This window comes from Mesobacillus thioparans (assembly GCF_965138835.1).
GTDB classification, from domain to species: Bacteria; Bacillota; Bacilli; order Bacillales; family Cytobacillaceae; genus Mesobacillus; species Mesobacillus thioparans.
This window is the reverse complement of the sequence record NZ_CBCSFH010000005.1, coordinates 179170-200692: the sequence shown is the minus strand read 5'-3', so window position 1 is coordinate 200692 and position 21523 is coordinate 179170. Positions and strand designations below refer to the sequence as shown.

Genomic DNA, 21523 nt, shown 5'->3' with positions numbered 1-21523 from the left:
AATCAGGAGGTAGGATCATGACGAACAATAAATTGGGGAACTGCAAGACATGCGGAAAAGAAATCGCCAAAGGGGTGAAGAAATGCCCTCATTGCGGCAAAGACCAGCGCAGCTTTTTCGGAAGGCATAAGATATTGAGTTTCATAGGCATATTGATTTTGTTTGGAATCGTCGGTTCAGCGCTCGGGGGCGGGGAAGAGGAAGTGAGTAAGGCAGACGGTACTTCAGCAACAACAGCAGCAGCCCCGGCAAAAGAAGAAAAAGTATATAAGTTGGGAGAAGCTGTTCAGAACGACAAAGTAGAAATCACCGTAACGAAATTTGAGGAAAAAGCCCAGGTTGGCAATGAATACCTCAACAAAGATGTATCCGAAGGGGGCACATTCGTAGCCATCCAATATAAAATCAAGAACACTTCAAAAAAGCCAGTCGGAATGTTCGACTACCCTGCTGTCACCCTGGTGGATGAAGAAGGGACAGCGTACGACGCGGACATCGATGCATCCTCCAACTATGCAATCGAGACAAATGTGGACAATGCCAAGATTGCGAGTGACCTGAATCCAGGAATCACCGTTACGGATACGAAGGTTTTCGAAGTATCGAAGGAAAGCTTTGCAGCAGGTAAATGGTTCATCGAGGTAGGCGGCGAGAAAGTGCAGCTGAAGTAAAGTCAGAACCCGGAGAATTTCCGGGTTTTTGTTTCTGACATCTTCCGGACATGAAGGAATCTCGAAAACAGCAAAACGTGCATGCTGAAATCAATCCGTCCTTCCACTTTCAGTTCACCTGATATTTTTAAATCTTTTTTTCACCTGACATTTTACTGACATATTCAACCTGTAAATTAAAAGTATAAGGTCCATGTCCATCCTGGACCTAAAAAAGAGATTGTTTATAGGAGGATGTCAGAAATGAAAAAGAAATCAGTCGTTGGATTCACCATTGCGGGTGCATTATTGCTGGGAGGCTATGCTACAACATCTTTGGCGAATGATGACAGCACGCCAATCACTGCCGCAAGTACGGTTAAAAACTTCTTTGGACAAGGATTTGGGCATAGAGGGTATATGGGAGGCAATTCAGAAGCCATGCTCCAAAGGGCAAAGGACCTTGGCATCAGCACTTCCGGAAAAGACGCCCAAACATTGATGGGTGAAATCCATGAAGCAACAATCACAAAAGAAGCAAAAGAACTGGGAATCAAGACAGACGGCAAGGATATTGCTGTGCTTGCCGAGGAAGTTCGCTTGGTCAATCTTAAGGGAAAAGCTAAGAGTCTGGGCATTTCCACAGATGGAAAGGATGCAGAGGCGCTTCGAGATGCCATCCGTTTGGCTAATCTAAAAAATGAAGCCAAGGACCTGGGTGTCTCTACCGACAATAAAGACGCCCAGACTTTAATGGAAGACATCCGTACAGCGAACTTGAATAAAAAAGCGAAAGAGCTGGGCGTTTCCACTGAAGGCAAAGACCTGCAGACACTTCAGCAGGAAGTCCATACAGCCTATATCAATCAACAGGCTAAAAAGTATGGAATTACCGTAGACGGCAAGGATATCCGCGAACTTGCGCAGGAAGTCCAAACAGCCAAAGTAAAAGCAGATGCAAAAGAACTGAATATCAAGATCGATGGCAAGACAATCGGGGAGATTGCCCAAGAAGTCCAGGAAAAGAAAGTCGTGAACCTCGCTAAGGAACTTGGTATTTCCACTAAGGATAAGGATTCACAAGAACTAATCCAGGAAATCAGGGACAAGGATGCAGACAAGCTTGATGAGCTGTTTGAAGACGGAATGGGCCGCTTTGGAATGAAAGGCATGGGTGGCTGTTTCGGACATGGTGAAGGCTTCGGCGGTGGCCAAGGTGGAATGGGACGAAAAGGTGGATTCGGCAGTCATGATGGAATGGGACAAAAAGGCGGATTCGGCGGCCAGGGTGGAATGGGTCAAAGTGACGGGTTCGGCGGAAAAGGCGGCCGTGGCGGCATGCATCACAATGGATTCGGCCAGGTATTTTTATAACCGGCTGCCTTTGGAAAGCTTCTTGAAAGATTAAAATTGTCAAAGTCCCCCGCTCCCAAGCAGGGGATTTTCTTGTAAGATGAATATAAAGATATTTCACTTCGAGAAGTTCCAGCTTTAGCGATTGGTGGGGCTGTTCAGGCCCTGAAGCTTTTATGGTAACAGGAGGAGCGGCAATGAAGACGATCTTAATAATAGAAGACGAACATACGATTTCGAGAGTGCTGGCGGTTTACTTGAAGCATGAAGGTTATGAGGTGGTACAGGCCTATGATGGAGGCGTAGGGCTGGCATTGTTTGGTCAGCGCAAGCCGGATCTTGTGCTGCTGGATGTCATGCTGCCTGGGATGGACGGCTGGGTTATTTTACAGGAAATCCGCAAAACCAGTGCCTGCCCGGTCATCATGCTGACAGCCCTCGGAGATATTGACTATCGTCTGAAAGGCTTGAATCAAGGCGCAGACGACTATATCTCAAAGCCGTTCGTCGGTGAAGAAGTGGTGGCCAGAGTCAATGCGGTTCTGCGCCGCTCCTCCAATGTCCTCGATACGGAAAATGAAAAACAATTTGGCAGCCTTAAAATTAATATGGAGTCACATGTCGTCACAGTAAATGGCGAAAAAGTGGTGCTGACGCCAAAGGATCTCAGTTTGCTGATTTTCCTGGCTAAGTGGCCTAACCGCACCTTCACGAGGGAAGATTTGATCGAAAACGTGTGGGGAATGGATTATGATGGAAGCGACCGGGCGGTGGACCTGTCCGTCAAACGGATTCGCCAATCACTGGCGGCTTGGCCTGCAGCACAGGGAGAGATCAGGACATTAAGAGGATTGGGGTATCAGTTCAGTGTTTACGACAAATAACAAACAAACAACTCTTCTGAGATATTGGACAATGAGATATCTTTTTACCCTGGTTATTGGACTGCTGTTGCTCGGCGTCGGTTCGATGTGGTGGATCAGGCAGACCACGGTGGAGAACCGGTTGAATTTAATGGAGTATCTGGCGGTGGAAACAGCGGACCGATTCGGGCAGTCCACTGCAAATAACGATTATGGCCGCCTTGACCGCAGGCTTCAGGACAGGGCCAGGATTCTTCAAATGGAAAATCAGCCTCAGCTATTCATTACCGATTTGGAAGGGAATATCCTCAATTCGGGGCCAATGAAGGGTGGAGGTGGTCCTCACCACGCATCTGGAGAAGTGCCTGCCTCCGTTTTTGGAAATGAAGATACTATCATCAAGCTGAATATAAATGGTCAGCAAGTCTACAGTGTTAAATCGCCTATCTTAATGAATGACCTTCAAACCGGCTGGGTTGTTGTAATGCAAAGTGGTGACGAGTTGGCCGATGTCAATCAGGAATACCGGCTGTTGATTGTTTTATTGCTGGGGCTCGGTTTGCTTGGATGGATTGTCATTTATCTTCTTACCAAAAAAATCCTCAAGCCCATCCAGGATGTCGCACAGGCTGCGGCACAGGTGCGGGAAGGCAATTATGATATCAAACTGGATTCCAATCCAAAAGAACTTGAAATACACCAACTCGTCAATTCCTTTATAGATATGACCAATCGCCTGACACAGCTGGAGCAAATGCGGGCCGAACTGCTGGCTGGTGTGACGCATGATCTGAAAACGCCTGTTACGTCGATCAGCGGCCTTGTCCAGGCAGTACGGGATGGAGTCGTGACAGGGGGGGAGCGCCAGGAATTCCTGGATATCACGCTGAAAGAAATCCAGAGATTGCAGAGGATGATTTCCGATTTGCTCGACTTCAATTCCCTGGCTGCCGGTGCCATTACCATCCGGCCGGAAAATTGCGATCTGAACAAGCTGGTCGAGGATATCGGGCGGCAATGGCAGCTGACACAAACTGAACCCGTTGACCTCAAGGTGATCACACCGGAATCAACGGTATCCAGAATGACCGACCCGCTGCGGTTGCAGCAAATCCTCATCAACCTGTTGAATAACTCTTATCAGGCTATTGGCGATTCAGGCTCAATCTCCATTATCCTTACAGAGGAAAGAATTGATGTGAAAGATACAGGTTCAGGCATTCCAGATGAAGAGCAGACACTAGTATTTGAACGCTTCTTCCGTGGCGAGAAGAAAAAACTTAAAGTCAGGGGACTCGGCCTTGGGCTTCCTTTCAGCAAAATGCTTGCCCGGTCGCTCGGGGCAGACTTGATTTTAAAGGAGAGCCATTCAAGCGGCACGACTTTTTCATTACTGTGGTCAAAAGAAACATAAGAAAAGGGCTGCATCGATCTTTGCAGCCCTCTTAAGCGTTTAGTAATTGTTCAATGGATGAATGCAGTTTTTCAGGCTCACTGCCCTCCAGCCATTCTTCCGGAATGATGATGAATCTGGCATCGCCCCCATTTAAATAACTATAAATGATCTGGGCTTCATCAAGTTCCTCCTTGCCGATGACGACAGATTTACCTATCTCATTCTGCTTGAAGAAGTAAATGATGGTGTCCCTTATCTCCTCTGATAGCTGCCTGAACTTCTCGGGGTGGTATTGTTTACTAAAAATGACGTTATGCCCTTTGATCAGGAAAACCTTCAAGATGCGGTCATTGATCCAGTCAACGACAACAATGTTTTTATTTCCTTCCGTGAATTGAATCAAATTTTCCTTATACAAAAGGATGGAGAATGATTTCATGTAATTCCTGAATTTTGCTGCTTCTTCAAATTGATATTCTTCGGATGCCAGATTCATCTTCTGCTCTAATTCTTCCAAGATCTCTTCATTAGATCCCTGAAGGAAAGAAATGAACCTTTCCACGATCCTATTGTATTGCTCAACACCTGATCCTTTTAAACACAAACCGTTGCACTTCCCGAGGGTATAGTTCAGGCAAGGGGAACCCTTTAGTGGCTGAAGGCAGTTTATTTTAAAATACTCCTTGAAGTTCTCGATTGCTTTTTTTACATAAATAGAGCTGGTATAGGGTCCAAAATAAATCGTGCCGCCACCCTTGGATTTTTCAGGTGCAATTGAGATTTTCCGGAACGGCCCGTCCATTTTAATTGCAATATAAGAGTAAGGAAGGTGGCTCTTCATTTTCTTGTTGAAAAGAGGCTGTAATTCTTTGATGAGCTTGCATTCAAGCAAGAATGCCTCGAATTCCGTATCAGTATGCAAAACATGAAAATCATTGATGTTAGCAACCATTTTTTTGATTTTTTGCGGATGTGCCGCAGAGTTTTGAAAATAGGTTTGGACCCGTTTCTTGAGGCTTTTTGCTTTCCCGACATAAATAACTGTACCCATTTGATCTTTCATAAGGTAAACACCAGGAGTCAAAGGAAGGTTTTTGACCTTTTCTTTTAAGTTCATGTCCGCTCCCTCAATTATCTCTTATTTTTGAATCCTTATATATCTTCATATTTTAGCATAATAGGTGATTAAGGCTCTTTATAAGCAAATAAAGGTGTGATTCTTTAAAATGTTTCCGCTTTCATTCACTATCTCGGCCATATGCTCGCGAATCACTCTGTATCCCTTGAAACTCATCCTCAGGATGTTACGATAGGTAACGTTGATAAAAAGCGAACGGAAATCAAAACGATGAGGTGAATGCGGTTGTTAAAACATAAAAAAGTAGCATTTTTAGGTGCTGGGTCTATGGCGGAAGCGATGATTTCAGGTGTGGTCAAGTCAGGTAAAATGCGTGCGGAGAATGTTTATGTTACGAACAGAAGCAATGCAGCGAGACTGGAACGTCTGGAATCCAGATATGGAATCAATGCGATGCCTCAGTCTGAACTGCCATATGAAGAAATAGATATGTTCATTTTAGCGATGAAGCCAAAGGGAGCATCAGGCGCCCTTGCGGATTTGAAGGATAAAGTAGTTCCTGGCCAGGTGGTTGTTTCGGTCCTTGCCGGCATTTCGACCGGCTTTATGGAGGAAAACCTGAAGGGCGGACAACAGGTGGTCCGCGTCATGCCGAACACATCAAGCATGATCCAGGAATCAGCCACTGCGATGTCTCCAGGTAGACATACATCGAACGAAAACATAGAGGATACAAAAGAACTGTTAAGCAGCATGGGTAAGGTATTCCTGATCGAAGAGGAACAGATGGATATCTTTACTGGATTGGCCGCCAGCGGCCCTGCATACTTTTACTATTTGATGGAGCATATGGAGCGTGTTGGCAAAGAAAACGGCATGGACGAAAAAATGGCCCGTGAAATCATTGCCCAGACCATCCTCGGTGCTGCGAAAATGATCATTGAAAAGGATGAAACACCAGAAGTCCTCCGCAAAAATGTAACCTCTCCGAATGGAACGACAGCCTCCGGATTGAACGCTTTGAGAAAATACAATGGCGGTACGGCAATTTCCCAGGCCGTCAACCACGCGGCGAACAGGTCGAAAGAAATCAATAAAGAACTTGAAGGCGTGCTTGTTCCGTCTTAAGAAAGTGAAAGCTCCCGGCAGTTACAGCCGGGAGCTTTCTTTCTACATATACACTCGATAACCGCGCCATTTTTCGAAGAGGAACTGAAATCCATACAATAAGTATGTTTTGTAATGGAGATAGAAGAAGAACTGGATGTGGCTCAATTTGTTCAGTCTTATGATTTTGATCCTCTTTAATACATCAATCAAAAAGAACGCGAAAAGGCCGTCGGCAATTGCATTAAGTGTGATGAATTTTTTGAAATTCCCATATGAGATTTTCAAAAGCCACATCGACAATGGCATATAAGGTCCAATGCTGAATGGAAGCTCATCACGTACAAATGACTTTCGTTTGTTGTAAAACTTCCACCAGTTCCGTTTGTGGCCATACATATGGTTGATGATTTCAAAAACAATGATAAAAACACCCGCAATAGAGTATCGCTTGAAGCTTCTCTTGCCAATGAACAGCAACGATAACCAGGGAACAATAATCAATACAAGATTAAAAACGAAATGCCTCTTCGCAATCTTCAGATGTCTTCACCTCAAATCCATTTCATTCCTTCTATAAACTAGCCATAAATTAGAAACTTTAATCAAGTATAAAAATCAGAAATTCATTGGGTTTATTTTTCATAATTATTGAAAAAGTGGCACTCCTTGACATATAATCACTTGAAGATATTAAAGGAGAACATGTTATGATACGAAGATTTTTTACCTATTACCGGCCGCATCGAAGGCTTTTCATCATTGATTTCAGCAGTGCCGTCATTGTCGCTTTGCTGGAGCTCGCATTCCCGCTCGCGGTCCAGTGGTTCATAGATACCCTGCTCCCAGGCGGAAACTGGAACATGATCGTCAGCGTAAGCATCGGGTTGCTGCTGTTGTACATTATCAGCACCTTCCTTCAGTTCATCGTTAATTACTGGGGGCACAAGCTTGGCATCAATATTGAGACAGACATGAGGCAGCAGCTGTTCCAGCACGTCCAGAAGCAGTCCTTCCGCTTTTTCGATAATACGAAAACCGGGCATATCATGAGCCGGATCACCAATGACCTGTTTGATCTGGGAGAACTTGCACACCACGGACCGGAGGACTTATTCATTGCCGTGATGACCTTCGTCGGGGCGTTCTGGATCATGCTGACGATCAATGTGAAACTGGCGCTGATTACGATGATCATCGTGCCATTCCTGATCTGGCTGATTACGTATTCCAACCTGAAAATGAACGCTGCCTGGAAAAACATGTACACAGATATTGCCGACGTGAATGCCAGGGTAGAAGACAGCGTATCAGGGATTCGGGTGGTCCAGTCTTTTACAAATGAAGAGTATGAGATTGAGAGATTCACAAAAAATAACCGCAAATTCCGCCGTGCCAAGTTGACGGCATATAAGGTGATGTCGTTCAGTTCGTCCGGAATTTACCCGTTTTGGACGGGATCGATCTGGAAATCAACCATGGCGAGACAGTTGCGTTCGTTGGTCCGTCGGGGGCAGGGAAGACGACGATTTGTTCGTTAATCCCCCGTTTTTACGATGTGAACAGCGGCAGCATCACGATTGATGGCATCGATCTCCGGGAAATGACGAAAAAATCGCTGCGCTCGCAAATCGGGATTGTCCAGCAGGATGTATTTCTTTTTACAGGAACGCTGCGAGAGAATATTGCTTATGGTTCATTGGGTGCCACCCATGAGGATATTGTCAGAGCCGCAAAGCAGGCACATCTCGAGGACTTTATCGCAGCATTGCCTAATGGCTATGAAACGCAAATAGGTGAAAGAGGCTTGAAATTATCAGGCGGGCAAAAGCAGCGAATCGCCATCGCCCGCATGTTCCTGAAAAATCCGCCCATTCTGATTCTCGATGAAGCGACATCAGCGCTTGATACCGAGACGGAAAGGATTATCCAAAAGGCACTAGCGGAACTATCAAAGAACCGAACGACGCTGGTTATTGCCCACAGACTGGCAACGATCAGAAGTGCCGATCGAATTGTCGTTGTCACTGAGGATGGAATTGCCGAACAAGGCACTCATGATGAATTGCTCGAGCAAGGCGGCATTTTTGCCAACCTCCACAAGGTCCAATTCGAAACTTCTATTTAAGGTTGGTTTATTTTACCTATTTTGCTATGATAGAAATAAAATCATAATAGATTTGGAGTGAAGTTCCATGACCGGAGCTTTGACAGGGGCTTTAGGTATCATTATGGTGTTTTCGATTCCGCTTGTCGCCATTGTTACAAGCCATTATCAAAAAGTAGCCAAAATCAAACACAACATGATTAAAGACGAAATCGAGCTTGAACGGCTCAAGCATGAAAATTACCTGCTTGAAACAGAAAAAATGAAGCTTGAACTTATGAAGCTGGACAGCCCTCTTGATAAGACGAATGTATTATAGCAGCTGCCCTCTCGTGTAATGCGAGAGGTTTTTTTTATATGGAGAGTAATCAATGAATTCGAAGTTTTTTCCAGTATTAGGGTGAAGGTGCAATTATTTTGCTAAACGGTGCAATTATAGCCTCTGAGTGTGCAATTTAATAAATTTTTTTAAATTGGTTAAATATCCCTTGAGTAATTGCATAATATGTTATATAGTACATTACAACAGTAATGCACTATGTGACCTGTTAGAGGAGGTGCGGGGTTGATCCTTAATTCAGATAGCATGAAACCAATTTACGTCCAGATTGCTGAGTGGCTGGAAACGGAGATCCTCAGCGGAAGTATCAAGAAGGATGAGAAGGTTCATTCGCAATATCAGCTTGCGGAAATGCTCAATATCAATCCGGCTACAGCGGCAAAAGGGCTGAATATTTTAGCAGATGAAAACATTCTTTATAAAAAGCGCGGTCTCGGAATGTTTGTATCGGAGGATGCGAAAAAGATTATCAGTGCGAAACGGAGGAACCAGACATTGAAGTCATTGGTGCTAGAGTTGGTGCGGGAGGCGGAGCATCTCCAGGTGACTGAGGAGGAATTGGTCGCGATGATCAAGGAAGCCAAACGGGACTTGAAGGGGGATTCATGATGAGTGTGCTGGAATTCGAAAATGTAACAAAGACATATGGTAAGAAGAAAGCATTGGATGAGCTGACATTTTCAATCGGGGAAAACAGGATTACAGGGTTGATAGGCAGGAACGGAGCCGGCAAGACGACGATGCTGAAAATCGCCGCTGGTTTCATGCGTGAGAGTTCAGGTGAGGTAAGGGTATTTGGAGAAAATCCGTTCAATAACCTGGCTGTCTCAGCAAACATGATCATGGTCGATAATGATTTGAATTTGCCAGCCTCCCTGAATATTGGCGAACTATTGGATACGGCAGCGAGTTTTTACCCTAACTGGGACATGAAATTGGCCAGGAACCTTATGGAATATTTCCGTCTCGACCTGAAGCAGCACCATACCGGGCTGTCGAAGGGGATGAAGAATACCTTCAATGCGATTCTGGGCCTGGCTTCCCGCTGTCCGCTGACGATCTTTGATGAGCCGACAAACGGGATGGATGCTGGTGTCAGGAAAGACTTTTACCGGGCGCTGCTAAAAGACTACATTGCCAACCCAAGGACCATCATCATTTCAAGCCATCACCTGAACGAGGTCGAGGACATCCTCGAAGACATTCTTCTCCTTAAGGACGGTAAGCAATTTTTGCATATGACGGTTGAAGACCTGAGGGAATATGCAGTCGTTGTCAGCGGGAAAGAAGAAGTGCTGAATGGCTGGCTCAGTGGACATGAGGTGTTCCATCGGAGCAGTGCTGGTTTTGGCAGGAGTTACGCGGTGGTGCGCAACGATTTGTCAGAGGACCAGATTTCGGCAGCAATGAAAAATAGCCTGGAGTTTTCGGGGATTTCAAACGAAGATCTCTGTCTGTACTTGACGAGCCAGGAGAAAGGCGGGATTGATGATGTCTTTAACAAAAATTAACCTCTGGGATATTGTGAAAAAGCAATTCCGATTCAAGTTGAAATCCTACCGGGGAATGTTCACTTCACTTATGATATTGCAAATCATCGGAATTCTGTTTTCGCTCGGAGGAGAAGGAGGCGGGGGCGGAGGATCTGATACATTCTCTTATGATATGAGAAATTATTCGGGCAATATCATCCTTGCCTTCATGATGATCTGGGCGTTCATTTCAGCGATTGTCGTTACGACCCAGGCGTACCGGTTTGATGATTATGCATTTGTGGCCAACAGGCTGAGTAGCCATTTGGCGAATATCCTGTTCCTTGGCTGGGCAAGTGTCATTGGCGGAGTGACCTTCTTGCTTGCGAGCCAGTCGCTGAAGCTGTCCGTCTTGTTCCTGCAGGAGCGGGAGTTCATTGAAAGCCAGCGATTATCAACGCTGCAGATGGCTGAGGGCCTTGCCGGAACGATCCTGTATCTGTTCCTTTTTACGGCACTGGGCTACCTGGTCGGGATTCTCGTGCAAAGAAGCAGGATTTTCATCATCATCCTTCCAGCATTGTTTTTCGGCAGTCTATTTGTTAATGCGTTCTTTGCCAGTGAACCTACCTTACTGATTGATGTAGGACAGATATTCGTGAGAGAAGCCTCCTTCCTATTGTTCCTTTTTAAGGCCGTATCTTCATCAATCATTGCCTTTGGATTTGCAATATGGATCTCGAACAGCCTGGAGGTGAGGAAATGAGTCTGGTTATCTTACTATTTATTATCTTGCTCTTAATGATTAGTTTTGGGAGTTTCTCCAATAAGTTCTTAGGTTCCAGGTTCATAAATGGGAGGGGCGTCACAAAGGTGTTCACAGGTTATGTGACCGCCCTGCTTTGCGCCAGTATATTTTCTTTCATGGTCCCCAAGGGTGAAATCTTTCCAGCAGAATATCTGACCGACGAAGAAATACAGGTGAATGAACGTTTGAACAACGATATTTATTCCATTATCGAATCTGGTAATATAGAAGAAGCAGAGGGGCTAACGAAAAAGGCGTCATGGGCCTTCCCACTGGACGGAAAGAATTTAAGCGTTAAGGCAATGACCAGCGATGCCATGGTGTTCATAGAAAAGGCGGAATCTCACGGGAGTGAGATAGAAGTGACCCATTTTTCCACCTATTCGTATATAGACAATATCAATATAACGGATCGAATCACATCCCCAGACATAAAATTAACCGAAACTACTTTAGAAATTTCTCCTTCAGTGCCTGTAAACGTCGAACTTGTAAAATTCACGAATGCTTTTCCTTTTAACCAGTTCTCTGAGTATGGAGAGCAGTTCAACGGCGGTTACGGAATGATGCAAGGCTTAAATTTCATCTATATCAAGGTTCCTGCGGATATAGAGGTGTCTGGTGAAGGCTATGTGATCAATGAATAGAAACTCCTCCTTGAGGGGTTTCTTTTTTTATGTTGTTTTCATATCACTGGACCCTTACGTTATAATAGTACGGTAAACGGTCTTTAGAATGAGGAATGAGAAAATGGCATTTTTGAAAAAATTCAACTTTGTTGGAGGCAGGGTCCTTAAAACGGGGATTGCTGTCTTCATTACTGCACTGATTTGTGAGCTGCTCGGCTGGCCGCCAATGTTCGCGGTCATCACGGCGATCGTGACAATCGAACCGACAGCAGCTGATTCCATCAGAAAAGCATACGTAAGATTCCCTGCATCGGCGATCGGCGCAGCGTTTTCCGTCGTGTTCAATTTTGCCTTCGGACACAGCCCGCTAACCTATATGCTCGTTGCCGTTGCGACAATCATTGCCTGTCACCGGCTGAAGCTTCATGATGGGGCTTTGGTGGCGGTACTGACAGGAGTGGCAATGGTTTCAACCGTTAATGACCACTATTTGTCGAGCTTTTTCATCCGTCTGGGGACGACATTGACAGGGCTGACCGTCTCTACGCTTGTGAACCTTCTGGTGATCCGGCCGGATTACTCCAAATCCATCAAGACCAAAATTCAGCAATTGATCCACGAGACAGGCAATCTGATCGCCAGCAGAGGGACAGAGATCACCAAGCATCAGCCTCTGCACCGGGAAACGAGATCAGACTTCCAGAGGATTCTCAAAGACATGGAAAGCATTGAAACACTGTGCAAATACCAAAAGAAAGAATGGAAACTGCATCAATTCGACCGGAAGAATATGCGGAATATCCATTACGAATTCAAAAAGCTGACGATTTTGAGACAAATCCATTATCACGTTGGAAACCTTTTTTCGCTGCCTTCGATTCATTTATCTGAGACAAAAGCGAGTGTAGTAGAAGCGATGGTTAAATCGATCAAGACCGCACTCCATCATCCTGACTTTTTGTTGGACGAGGAGCATGATGCTGTCGTCAATGAATTGCTTGGCTTATTGAGACATGAAGTAGATGAGCGTGAGGCGGACGCCCACCGGTTCTCGGAAGAAACGATCATCTACTATGAACTGGTATCGATCCATGACCTGCTCGAAGAATTGAACCACATCCACAAATTCGAAATCAGGCATCAAAAGCTGTTGGAAAAATCATTGGATATAAGCTGAAGCTCCTTTTATTGATAATATGAGGGGCTTTTTTCTTTGTTTTACGTAACTGACTGCAGAGGGTCAGTAAAGTATAGCAATAATGCAGCTAACATTTTGTTACAATTTTATGGATAATATCAATTTAATGTTGTTTAGCGTGGAAACCTCCTGTAAAATGAGAATTGTTATCAATGTAAATGAAAATCATTATCAATAACTGTGAGGTATTATTTCAATGGATAAGAATACATGGAAGAAGATTGTATCTGTTTCAATGGCAGGAAGTTTACTTTTTGCTGCTGGCTGTACAAAGGAAAGCGTAAAGGAAGAAAGCATTTCTCCGAAAGCCGCTGAAAATAAAAAAGATTATTCCGTAAAAGTAACCGACTATAATTTTGATACAGCAGCAAACATGTTTGCCTATGCAGAATTTGAATTATCAGGTGAACCATTGCTGGAAGGACTTGGAGTGGACTTGGATATTCTCGACCCCAAGGAAGTCGATCAGCCTGCCAAATTTGATTACACAGCAGGCATCGAAGCCTATGAATATTCTGAGGAAGCAATGTATGAAGTAACGGAAAAATCAGGGCTTGGGCTGCATTTGATTAATGGTCCGATCGTCAGTCTTTTGGCAAAAACAAAAAACCAAGAAAATCATGAAGCACTTGCGGAGAGATATTATGAACTTGCGGATGCAGTCGGATATCCTCGTGAAGAGATCTTTTCGAATATGTTCCCAACTCTAATCGAGTATTCGAAAGGAGACCCCCACTATGTTGGGAAAGTGGATACGGAAGAGTATGCTTCAGGTGATGGAGATACATATGTACCTAACTATCAAGTAAACTTCAAATCTCTTCGCTGGGATCGTGAGAAAATGGATAAGGTGCTGAACCCGGCAGCCTATGGCGGAACCTTTTTAAAGCAGGCTCTCTGGGCAGGCGATTTCCTGGGCGGCTTCCATACAATCGATAAGGATGAGGAGCTTGAAGGCGAAACACCAAATGACGACAAAGATGAAAATGTGGCCCTGGGTGTAAGTTCACCTGACGGCATGCAGGGAATGTTCCTTGTAGAAGGCATTTGGAATAAGCTCAATTATATTAAACAAGGTCTTTTTTACAATGGAAAAGAGCTGACTTCAGCAGGTATCGGCAGCCAGTACGATCCTTCGCAGGGGTTTGTTTACCTGCCTCACAAAATTGAGGTTGAGGAAGATGGCAATGATATGATGCCGAACGCAAAGTCTATGAAACTTACAGACAGCCGAAGCCTGTTGAATGATCAGTGGCTGATGCTATGGCCGGCAGCTGAATTCTATGGAATGACGGACCAGCGGGCAGAGAACCCGAATGTCGCCCCTTCCTTCAGGGCTCTATTGGACGGAAACCCATATCCTTCAGCTCCAAAAGATAACTTAGATAAAGAGAATCAGAATGATGTAGAATCTACTGACCCTTATTCTGTCAATAAGGATGTCCTGCTTCACGTATTTAAAAACATGGACGCGATGCATTTCAATAATGATGAGGGAACCTTTGTCACTGAACATGACGGCAGCAAGCAGGGGAACTATGTTGATACATTCCAGGCGGGATACACAATTGAATCTTTGAGGATTTTCCAAAGAGCAATTGACGGATTGCCGGTTGGCTACGCCAGCGGGGAGAGTGCAGAAGGACTAGGCACTGAGGAAGGCAAGCGCGCAATCGAGCTGATCAAATCCCAGGCTGATTTTATCATGAATGAACTGATCATGGAAAATGGCTTGGCCGCAAAAGGCTATACAATTGGGCAGGGTGCCGACAACGAGGAGTCGTTGCAGGCACAGCTTGGTGCACTCCGCGGTCTGACTGGAGCCTATCTTGCTACGAAAGACGAAAAATACCGTGAAGCGGCACGTAATATTTATGCTGCAATGGATGAAAAACTTTGGGATCAAGATGTGAAAGCTTATAAAACTGGCAAGGAAGAAATGAAGTATGATGCGTATACTGCCGGCGGAGTAGCTGCGGTATTCAGGGTTGCCATCAACAATTTAAGCAATAATGAAAGCGACAAGGAGCAGCCTGAAGCTCTGGAGATCGATACGATTACTTCCAGATACACTGAATTTTTTGATTCTGTCATTGACGGCCCAAGTCTTGAAGAAGGCATGCAGGCAAGCGAGTTCTGGGATACTGGCGATTTTTATCTGAAAAAAGGAAAGTTAGGAAACACAGATAAGGACAATGTCCCGCAAATTCAAGCAGGCCACGGCAAATACGGTATTTCTCCTGTTCTGCTGCCAGTTGAGATCAAGAAGTAGATTACTAAAAAAAGAGGCGTTTCCTATGAAAAAGCTGATTCTTTTCCTGTTAGCTGGCCTGATTGCTGCTGCCATCGCCGGCTGTACGAATAAAGCGAGCGGTACGATGCGGTTTGACACGACTCGTGAATATGCGGTGAATAGCAATAATATCGTGATGAATAAAGAAGGATCGATGATTTATACGGCTAACATCGATATTAATACCGTCTCCTTCATTGACGCAAAAAAGCAGAAGGTAGTGGCTGAGGTCAAGGTAGGGAAAGAACCGAGGCAGATGACACTCAGCCCGGATGAAAAATATCTGTATGTAGCCAATATGTATGACAACAAGATCGATATAGTGTCGATTAAGGACAAGAAAGTAATCGAGTCGCTTGAAACAGGGATTGAACCGTTTGGCGTCCTAACAAGCCAGGACGGAAAAACCCTGTATGTGGCAAATTACCGTTCTGGTACCGTTTCTGTTTTTGATTTGCAGAAAAAGAAGCAAATCAAGGAGATTGAAGTGGGAGACCGCCCCCGTTCACTGGCTATCACTGCAGATGGCGGCAAAATTTATGTACCACAGTATTTAAACGGAAGCATCACGGTAATCGACACAGCCCAAAATAAAGTAATCAAGGAAATCGAGCTGGCTGAATCCCCTAATAAAAGCGATCAAAAAAAGAGCCAGGGGATTCCCAATTCCCTTGAACAATTTGTGATCAGCCCCGATGGTAAAACAGCTTGGGTTCCTCACATGCTGACAAATGTCGATACACCGATCCACTTTGAGGAAACCATTTTTCCGGCCATATCCGTCATTGATCTTGAACGGGATGTGGAGATCCTTGATGAACGGAAAGAGCTCTTTGATGAAATCAATGTGTCTGACAGCCAGAATCAGACCATCATTGTCTCGAATCCGTATGACATCGCCTTTAAGCCTGATGGCAGCAAAGCATATGCGGTCATGTCAGGCAGTGAGGATTTAGTAGTGTTTGATCTAAAGCGCGGTGGGAATGCTACACAAATCGTGAGACGGATCAATGGGAACAATCCAAGAGGTGCCGTGGTTTCGCCGGATGGGGAAAGCCTATTCGTCCATAATGCGATGAGCCATGACTTGTCCGTTTTAAAAGCTGGCGGAGGATCCTATTCCCGCGTTAAGGCAGCTGGGGAAAGTATCGCTTTAGTTTCGAACGATCCAATGGACCCGCTTGAACGGGAAGGAAAGACGATTTTTTACAGTGCGAACAGTGATGAATACGCAGCGGATATTACCGGGAACAACTGGATGAGCTGCGCTTCCTGTCATGCCGACGGCGACATGAATGGACTGACGCTGACGACGCCTAAAGGGCCGCGGAATGTTCCGAGCAATGTGCTGACAACAAAAACGGGACTTTTCATGTGGGATGGCACCCGCGATGACTTTGAGGATTATCTTTTGACAGTCCAGGGCGAAATGGGCGGCATGATGAAGTATGATCCTGGCCAGCCGCTTCCTAAGGATGTTGCTCATATGTACGATGCGATGTTTGCCTTTTTGGACAATCCGGAGTCATTCCCGCCTCCAAAGAGTCCATATCGCTCAAAAAACGGAGAGCTTTCTAAAGCGGCCCTTGAAGGGAAGGAGCTGTTCGAAGGCAAAGCCGGCTGCATTTCCTGCCATGGCGGTGAGAATTTTACGGATAGTGTAAAAGCTGTGGATGGGAATGGAGACCTGACAACAGACAATCAAGATTTCCTTTATGACATCGGCTCAGCTAGCACTCTCGATAAGGAATCTGCCGGAGATGCAAGAGCGGCAATGAAAAATGCTCGTGATCACAAGCGTTTCGATACACCGACATTAAGAGGAGTATGGGCTACTGCGCCTTATTTCCATGATGGAAGTGCAAAAACTTTAGAAGAGGCGATTTCTCGTCATAGTACAAAAGAAGTAACTGATTTAACTAAAGGTGAAATCGTTAAGATTGCTGAATACGTCGGTACACTTGAATAGTTTTGAAGCTCCTCTTGGATTGAGAGGAGCTTTTTTTTGTCATCTATACGTTAAACCAACATTATCCAATCTAATTGAAAAAAATTCTCATTTAGTTATTGACTTTTATTATCCAGACCATTTAATATTTAAAGAGGTTAACTGATAATGATTATCATTATCTATCGATAGATTAGGAGCATGGCCATGAAAAAGCGTTATTTGATAGCATCTTTGATAGTTCTTTCATTGCTTTCTCTCTTTGTTGGAGTCAGCAGGATCACACCGCTCGAACTGATTGATTTCAAATCAGAGGAGACAGAAATCTTCCTGATCAGCAGGGTTCCGCGGCTGATTGCAATTCTGCTTGCCGGTGCAGGGATGAGCATCGCCGGATTGATTATGCAGCAGCTAAGCCGGAATAAGTTTGTGTCCCCAACAACTGCAGGCACGCTCGATGCGACGAGACTGGGAATCCTCGTTTCGATGCTGTTTTTTGCGAATGCATCCACTTTTGAAAAAATGCTGGTTGCGTTTGTGTTCGCGCTTGCCGGAACGTTTTTGTTCATGCAAATCCTTGACCGGATCAAGTTCAAGGATGCGATTTTCATTCCGCTCGTCGGGATGATGCTCGGGAATATCCTTTCATCGATCTCAACGTTTTTTGCTTACAAAGCTGATGTCATCCAGAACATGTCCGCATGGCTGCAGGGAGATTTCTCGATGATCATGAAGGGCCGTTACGAGCTGTTGTACATAAGCATTCCGATTCTGGTGATTGCCTACTTGTTCGCCAATCGATTCACAGTGGCGGGCATGGGCGAGGATTTTTCCAAGAATCTCGGGCTCGCCTACAAACGGGTCGTCAATACTGGATTAATCCTGGTCGCATTGATTACAGCCACCGTCGTGCTGACGGTCGGAATGATTCCATTCCTCGGCCTAATCATCCCCAATATCATCTCGATTTTCAAAGGCGACCATTTGCAAAAAACATTGCCGCACACAGCACTGCTGGGAGCGAATTTTCTCCTTGTTACTGATATCCTCGGCCGTGTGCTGATTTATCCTTATGAGATTTCCATCTCCTTGATGGTCGGCGTCATCGGAAGCGGAATTTTCTTGTACCTGTTGTTTAGGAGGAAGGCATATGCGTAACTCAGTCAAATTAATCCTCCTTGCTTTAATCGCAATTGGTGCGAGTGCCTTGTACTTATTCCATGACCTTAATGGCAGCTTTGATTATGCATTGCCAAGGAGGGCATACAAAGTCGCTGCGATGGTGATCACCGGAGTTGCGATTGCCTACTCGACAGTCGTATTCCAGACGATCAGCCACAACCGCATCCTGACACCAAGCATCATAGGCCTCGATTCGCTTTATATGCTGCTGCAGACCGTGCTGATTTTCTTCCTTGGTTCCGGGCATGTCACAGTCGTCAATAAACAGGTGAACTTCATGTTAACAGTAGCCATCATGGTTGTGTTTGCCCTGCTGCTTTACCGGGTTCTTTTTAAAAAAGGGAATCAGCCTATCTACTTTTTGCTGCTGGTCGGAATCATTGTCGGAACGTTTTTCTCAAGTATTACGACCTTCCTGCAGGTGCTGATCGACCCGAATGAGTTTCAGATTGTGCAAGACCGAATGTTTGCTAGTTTCAATAATATCAACACGGATCTCGTGTGGCTGGCGGTTGCCCTAATCATCCTGCTGATTCTTTATGCATGGAGATTCACGCCCTATCTCGATGTGCTGTCACTCGGCAGGGAGAACGCGATTAACCTTGGAGTTCCCTATGACTCTATCGTAAAAAAAATGCTGGTGCTCGTTGCCGTATTCATTTCAGTATCCACCGCTCTTGTCGGACCGCTGACCTTTTTGGGCTTGATTGTTGCAAATCTTTCCTATCAAGCTTTCAAAACTTACAAACATAGTGTCCTCATTAGCGGAGCGATTTTAATCAGCGTGATTGCCCTGGTTGGCGGCCAATGGATTGTGGAAAGAGTGTTCACTTTCTCCACGACGCTGAGTGTCATCATCAATTTTATCGGTGGCGTGTATTTCATTTACATACTGCTGAAGGAGAGTCGATCAAAATGATTTCAATTCGTTCACTGTCCAAGTTTTACGGAAGGAAAAGTGTCGTGGAGGATGTAACAGTCACTATCCAAAGAGGCCAGATCACTTCGTTCATCGGTCCAAATGGCGCCGGGAAATCGACGCTGCTCTCGATGGTCAGCCGGCTGCTCGATGCCGATTCCGGAGAGGTGCTGATCGACCAGACCGATGTACGAAAAATGAAGTCGAATGAATTCTCGAAGGTTGTCTCGATCCTGAAACAGTCCAATTACATGAATGTCCGACTGACGATCCGTGAGCTTGTTTCCTTCGGAAGGTTCCCTTACTCAAAGGGAAGGCTGACTAAGGAAGATGAGCGGTTTGTTGACCAGGCAATCGACTATTTGCACCTTAGAGATATGGAGGACCGTTACCTCGACGAGCTTTCAGGCGGGCAAAGGCAGCGGGCGTTCATCGCGATGGTCATCGCCCAGGATACCGAGTATATCCTGCTTGATGAACCGCTGAACAATCTGGACATGAAGCATTCCGTCCAGATCATGAAAATCCTTCGCCAGCTGGTCGATGACCTCGGTAAAACGGTCGTCATCGTCCTGCATGATATCAATTTTGCTTCCGTGTATTCAGACCGGATTGTCGCCCTGAAGGATGGCAAAGTCATCAAAGATGGCCTAACGAGAGAGGTCATCCAGTCGGCCGCGTTAAAAGAAATCTACGATATGGACATCCCAATCCAGGAAATGAACAATTGCCGGATTTGCGTTTATTTTAATTCTTAGTAAAAGGGGAGAAATACCATGAAAAAATTTTATTTAGTTGCTTTAGTTTTATCGATGTTATTCGCATTGGCAGCATGTGGTTCTGAGGAAACAACAGAAAAAACAGCAGCTTCTGGCAAGGATGAAGCAAAGGAAATGACCATCAAACATGAGTACGGTGAAGCTACAGTCAAAAAGAATCCAGAAAAAGTAGTCGTTTTCGATTTCGGTGTGCTGGATACACTGGATGAGCTGGATGTGAAGGTGACCGGAGTACCACAGGCCATCGTTCCTGAGTACCTGAAAAAATATGCCGGAAAAGACTATACGAATGTCGGCAGCCTGAAGGAGCCAGACTTTGAAGCCATCCATGCGATGAAGCCTGACATCATCTTCATTTCCCCAAGACAGGCAGAACTGTATGATCAGTTCGCAGAAATCGCACCAACCGTATTTGTCGGCATGGACTACACCGATTACATGGCATCATTTGAAAAGAACATGAAGCTGATTGGTGAAATTTTTGAAAAAGAAGATGTTGTTGCTGAAAAACTGGCCGACATCAATGCAAGCGTCGATGAGATCAATAAAGAAGCATCCGCTGCAGATGAAAAAGCATTGCTCGTGCTCGCGAATGAAGGCAAAGTCAGCGCATATGGCTCCGGGTCACGTTATGGATTCATCCACGATGAATTCGGCTTCAAGGCAGCAGATGAAAATATTGAAGCATCCACCCATGGCCAGAGCATTACTTTCGAATACATTCTTGAGAAAAATCCAGGAATCCTGTTCGTCATTGACCGTACTGCCGCTGTAGGAGGCGAAGTCGGTGCGAAGGAAACAATCGAAAACGAACTCGTGAAAAAGACAGACGCCTTCAAAAATGGAAAAGTCATTTACCTGGACGGAACCAACTGGTACTTAAGCGGCGGCGGCTTGCAGTCACTGAAATCGATGATTGAAGAAGTGAGGTTGGCATTGTAATGTTCTATCAAATGAAGAGATTGCTTGTGAAAGAGGGACATTCAAGCCAAGTGGTTGAACGCTTCTCGAAAAAAGGCATGCTGATTGAAAGTCAGCCCGGCTTCCTTGATAAACAGGTTCTCGTAAAAAAGAGCCGTCGAGGCGAGGAAGAAGTCCTGGTGATGATCAGGTGGCAAACAGAACAGGATTGGAAGAATTGGGAGAAGCACCCCGACCATATCGCCGGACACAAAGCCAAAATCGGCCAGCCAAAGCTAGACTATATCATCGAATCCTCCCAGGATGTTTATGATGTAATGTAGGAGACTCGATTCAGAGTCTCTTTTTTAATTGGAAAAGATCCGCGTTTTTTTCCAATTCGCTATATAAATGAAAAAATCGCTATATAAAAGAGAATGTCGCTATAAAAAACGAAAAGTCGCTATATAAAAAGAAAACTCGCTATATAAATGAAAAAGT

General features: G+C 45.0%; 20 protein-coding genes and 1 pseudogene. 19 read left to right on the top strand and 2 right to left on the bottom strand.

Features of this window, described 5'->3' with window-relative positions; all coding sequences use genetic code 11:
- Positions 1 to 17: 17 nt before the first annotated feature.
- The 4 genes from ACNAZ4_RS10980 to ACNAZ4_RS10965 all read left to right on the top strand — a co-directional run bounded on the left by ACNAZ4_RS10980 (position 18) and on the right by ACNAZ4_RS10965 (position 4280).
- Complete coding sequence (locus tag ACNAZ4_RS10980) at positions 18 to 671, top strand: DUF4352 domain-containing protein (protein ID WP_415814421.1); 654 nt, start codon at positions 18 to 20, stop codon at positions 669 to 671.
- 243 nt (positions 672 to 914) lie between these two features.
- The gene (locus tag ACNAZ4_RS10975; RefSeq protein ID WP_415814420.1) at positions 915 to 2024 is read left to right on the top strand and encodes a hypothetical protein; all 1110 of its coding nucleotides are present in this window, start codon (positions 915 to 917) and stop codon (positions 2022 to 2024) included.
- Between the two features lie 176 nt (positions 2025 to 2200).
- Complete coding sequence (locus tag ACNAZ4_RS10970; protein ID WP_415814418.1) at positions 2201 to 2887, top strand: response regulator transcription factor; 687 nt, start codon at positions 2201 to 2203, stop codon at positions 2885 to 2887.
- The gene (locus ACNAZ4_RS10965; RefSeq protein WP_415814417.1) at positions 2871 to 4280 is read left to right on the top strand and encodes a HAMP domain-containing sensor histidine kinase; all 1410 of its coding nucleotides are present in this window, start codon (positions 2871 to 2873) and stop codon (positions 4278 to 4280) included. Before ACNAZ4_RS10970 ends, ACNAZ4_RS10965 begins: the two co-directional genes overlap by 17 nt.
- 31 nt (positions 4281 to 4311) lie before the next feature.
- Here the strand turns inward: ACNAZ4_RS10965 and ACNAZ4_RS10960 are convergent, their stop codons facing one another.
- On the bottom strand, positions 4312 to 5379 hold the full coding sequence (locus tag ACNAZ4_RS10960; protein ID WP_415814415.1) for a GIY-YIG nuclease family protein: 1068 nt from the start codon (positions 5377 to 5379) through the stop codon (positions 4312 to 4314).
- A 240-nt stretch (positions 5380 to 5619) separates the two neighbouring features.
- Between ACNAZ4_RS10960 and proC the strand changes: the two genes are divergently transcribed.
- Positions 5620 to 6468, top strand: a complete 849-nt coding sequence (proC, locus tag ACNAZ4_RS10955; protein ID WP_415814413.1) for a pyrroline-5-carboxylate reductase — start codon at positions 5620 to 5622, stop codon at positions 6466 to 6468.
- 42 nt (positions 6469 to 6510) lie between these two features.
- Here the strand turns inward: proC and ACNAZ4_RS10950 are convergent, their stop codons facing one another.
- The gene (locus ACNAZ4_RS10950; protein ID WP_415814412.1) at positions 6511 to 6927 is read right to left on the bottom strand and encodes a hypothetical protein; all 417 of its coding nucleotides are present in this window, start codon (positions 6925 to 6927) and stop codon (positions 6511 to 6513) included.
- Between the two features lie 230 nt (positions 6928 to 7157).
- On the opposite strand from ACNAZ4_RS10950, the pseudogene ACNAZ4_RS10945 reads away from it, so the two are divergent.
- The 14 genes and pseudogenes from ACNAZ4_RS10945 (at position 7158) to ACNAZ4_RS10880 (ending at position 21366) form a co-directional block, all read left to right on the top strand.
- Positions 7158 to 8575, top strand: a pseudogene (locus ACNAZ4_RS10945) (ABC transporter ATP-binding protein).
- A 67-nt stretch (positions 8576 to 8642) separates the two neighbouring features.
- Positions 8643 to 8873 (top strand): hypothetical protein, encoded by a 231-nt coding sequence (locus tag ACNAZ4_RS10940; protein WP_415814410.1) that lies wholly within the window; start codon positions 8643 to 8645, stop codon positions 8871 to 8873.
- Between the two features lie 246 nt (positions 8874 to 9119).
- A complete protein-coding gene (locus ACNAZ4_RS10935; protein WP_415814409.1) occupies positions 9120 to 9503 on the top strand; it encodes a GntR family transcriptional regulator in 384 nt (127 codons plus the stop codon).
- On the top strand, positions 9500 to 10405 hold the full coding sequence (locus tag ACNAZ4_RS10930; RefSeq protein ID WP_415814407.1) for an ABC transporter ATP-binding protein: 906 nt from the start codon (positions 9500 to 9502) through the stop codon (positions 10403 to 10405). Before ACNAZ4_RS10935 ends, ACNAZ4_RS10930 begins: the two co-directional genes overlap by 4 nt.
- The gene (locus tag ACNAZ4_RS10925) at positions 10383 to 11132 is read left to right on the top strand and encodes a hypothetical protein (protein WP_415814406.1); all 750 of its coding nucleotides are present in this window, start codon (positions 10383 to 10385) and stop codon (positions 11130 to 11132) included. Before ACNAZ4_RS10930 ends, ACNAZ4_RS10925 begins: the two co-directional genes overlap by 23 nt.
- The gene (locus tag ACNAZ4_RS10920; RefSeq protein ID WP_415814405.1) at positions 11129 to 11821 is read left to right on the top strand and encodes a hypothetical protein; all 693 of its coding nucleotides are present in this window, start codon (positions 11129 to 11131) and stop codon (positions 11819 to 11821) included. The genes ACNAZ4_RS10925 and ACNAZ4_RS10920 overlap by 4 nt, the downstream gene beginning before the upstream one ends.
- Before the next feature lie 103 nt (positions 11822 to 11924).
- Positions 11925 to 12980 (top strand): aromatic acid exporter family protein, encoded by a 1056-nt coding sequence (locus ACNAZ4_RS10915; protein ID WP_415814404.1) that lies wholly within the window; start codon positions 11925 to 11927, stop codon positions 12978 to 12980.
- Positions 12981 to 13197: 217 nt separating this feature from the next.
- The gene (locus ACNAZ4_RS10910) at positions 13198 to 15273 is read left to right on the top strand and encodes a hypothetical protein (protein ID WP_415814402.1); all 2076 of its coding nucleotides are present in this window, start codon (positions 13198 to 13200) and stop codon (positions 15271 to 15273) included.
- 25 nt (positions 15274 to 15298) lie between these two features.
- Complete coding sequence (locus ACNAZ4_RS10905) at positions 15299 to 17263, top strand: beta-propeller fold lactonase family protein (protein WP_415814401.1); 1965 nt, start codon at positions 15299 to 15301, stop codon at positions 17261 to 17263.
- A 186-nt stretch (positions 17264 to 17449) separates the two neighbouring features.
- The gene (locus ACNAZ4_RS10900; RefSeq protein ID WP_415814400.1) at positions 17450 to 18400 is read left to right on the top strand and encodes an ABC transporter permease; all 951 of its coding nucleotides are present in this window, start codon (positions 17450 to 17452) and stop codon (positions 18398 to 18400) included.
- Positions 18393 to 19343, top strand: coding sequence for an iron chelate uptake ABC transporter family permease subunit (locus tag ACNAZ4_RS10895; protein WP_415814398.1), 951 nt, complete (start codon positions 18393 to 18395; stop codon positions 19341 to 19343). Before ACNAZ4_RS10900 ends, ACNAZ4_RS10895 begins: the two co-directional genes overlap by 8 nt.
- Positions 19340 to 20101 (top strand): iron ABC transporter ATP-binding protein, encoded by a 762-nt coding sequence (locus ACNAZ4_RS10890; protein ID WP_415814397.1) that lies wholly within the window; start codon positions 19340 to 19342, stop codon positions 20099 to 20101. The genes ACNAZ4_RS10895 and ACNAZ4_RS10890 overlap by 4 nt, the downstream gene beginning before the upstream one ends.
- Before the next feature lie 18 nt (positions 20102 to 20119).
- On the top strand, positions 20120 to 21064 hold the full coding sequence (locus tag ACNAZ4_RS10885) for a siderophore ABC transporter substrate-binding protein (protein ID WP_415814396.1): 945 nt from the start codon (positions 20120 to 20122) through the stop codon (positions 21062 to 21064).
- Positions 21064 to 21366, top strand: coding sequence for an antibiotic biosynthesis monooxygenase family protein (locus tag ACNAZ4_RS10880; RefSeq protein WP_415814395.1), 303 nt, complete (start codon positions 21064 to 21066; stop codon positions 21364 to 21366). Before ACNAZ4_RS10885 ends, ACNAZ4_RS10880 begins: the two co-directional genes overlap by 1 nt.
- Positions 21367 to 21523: the final 157 nt, after the last annotated feature.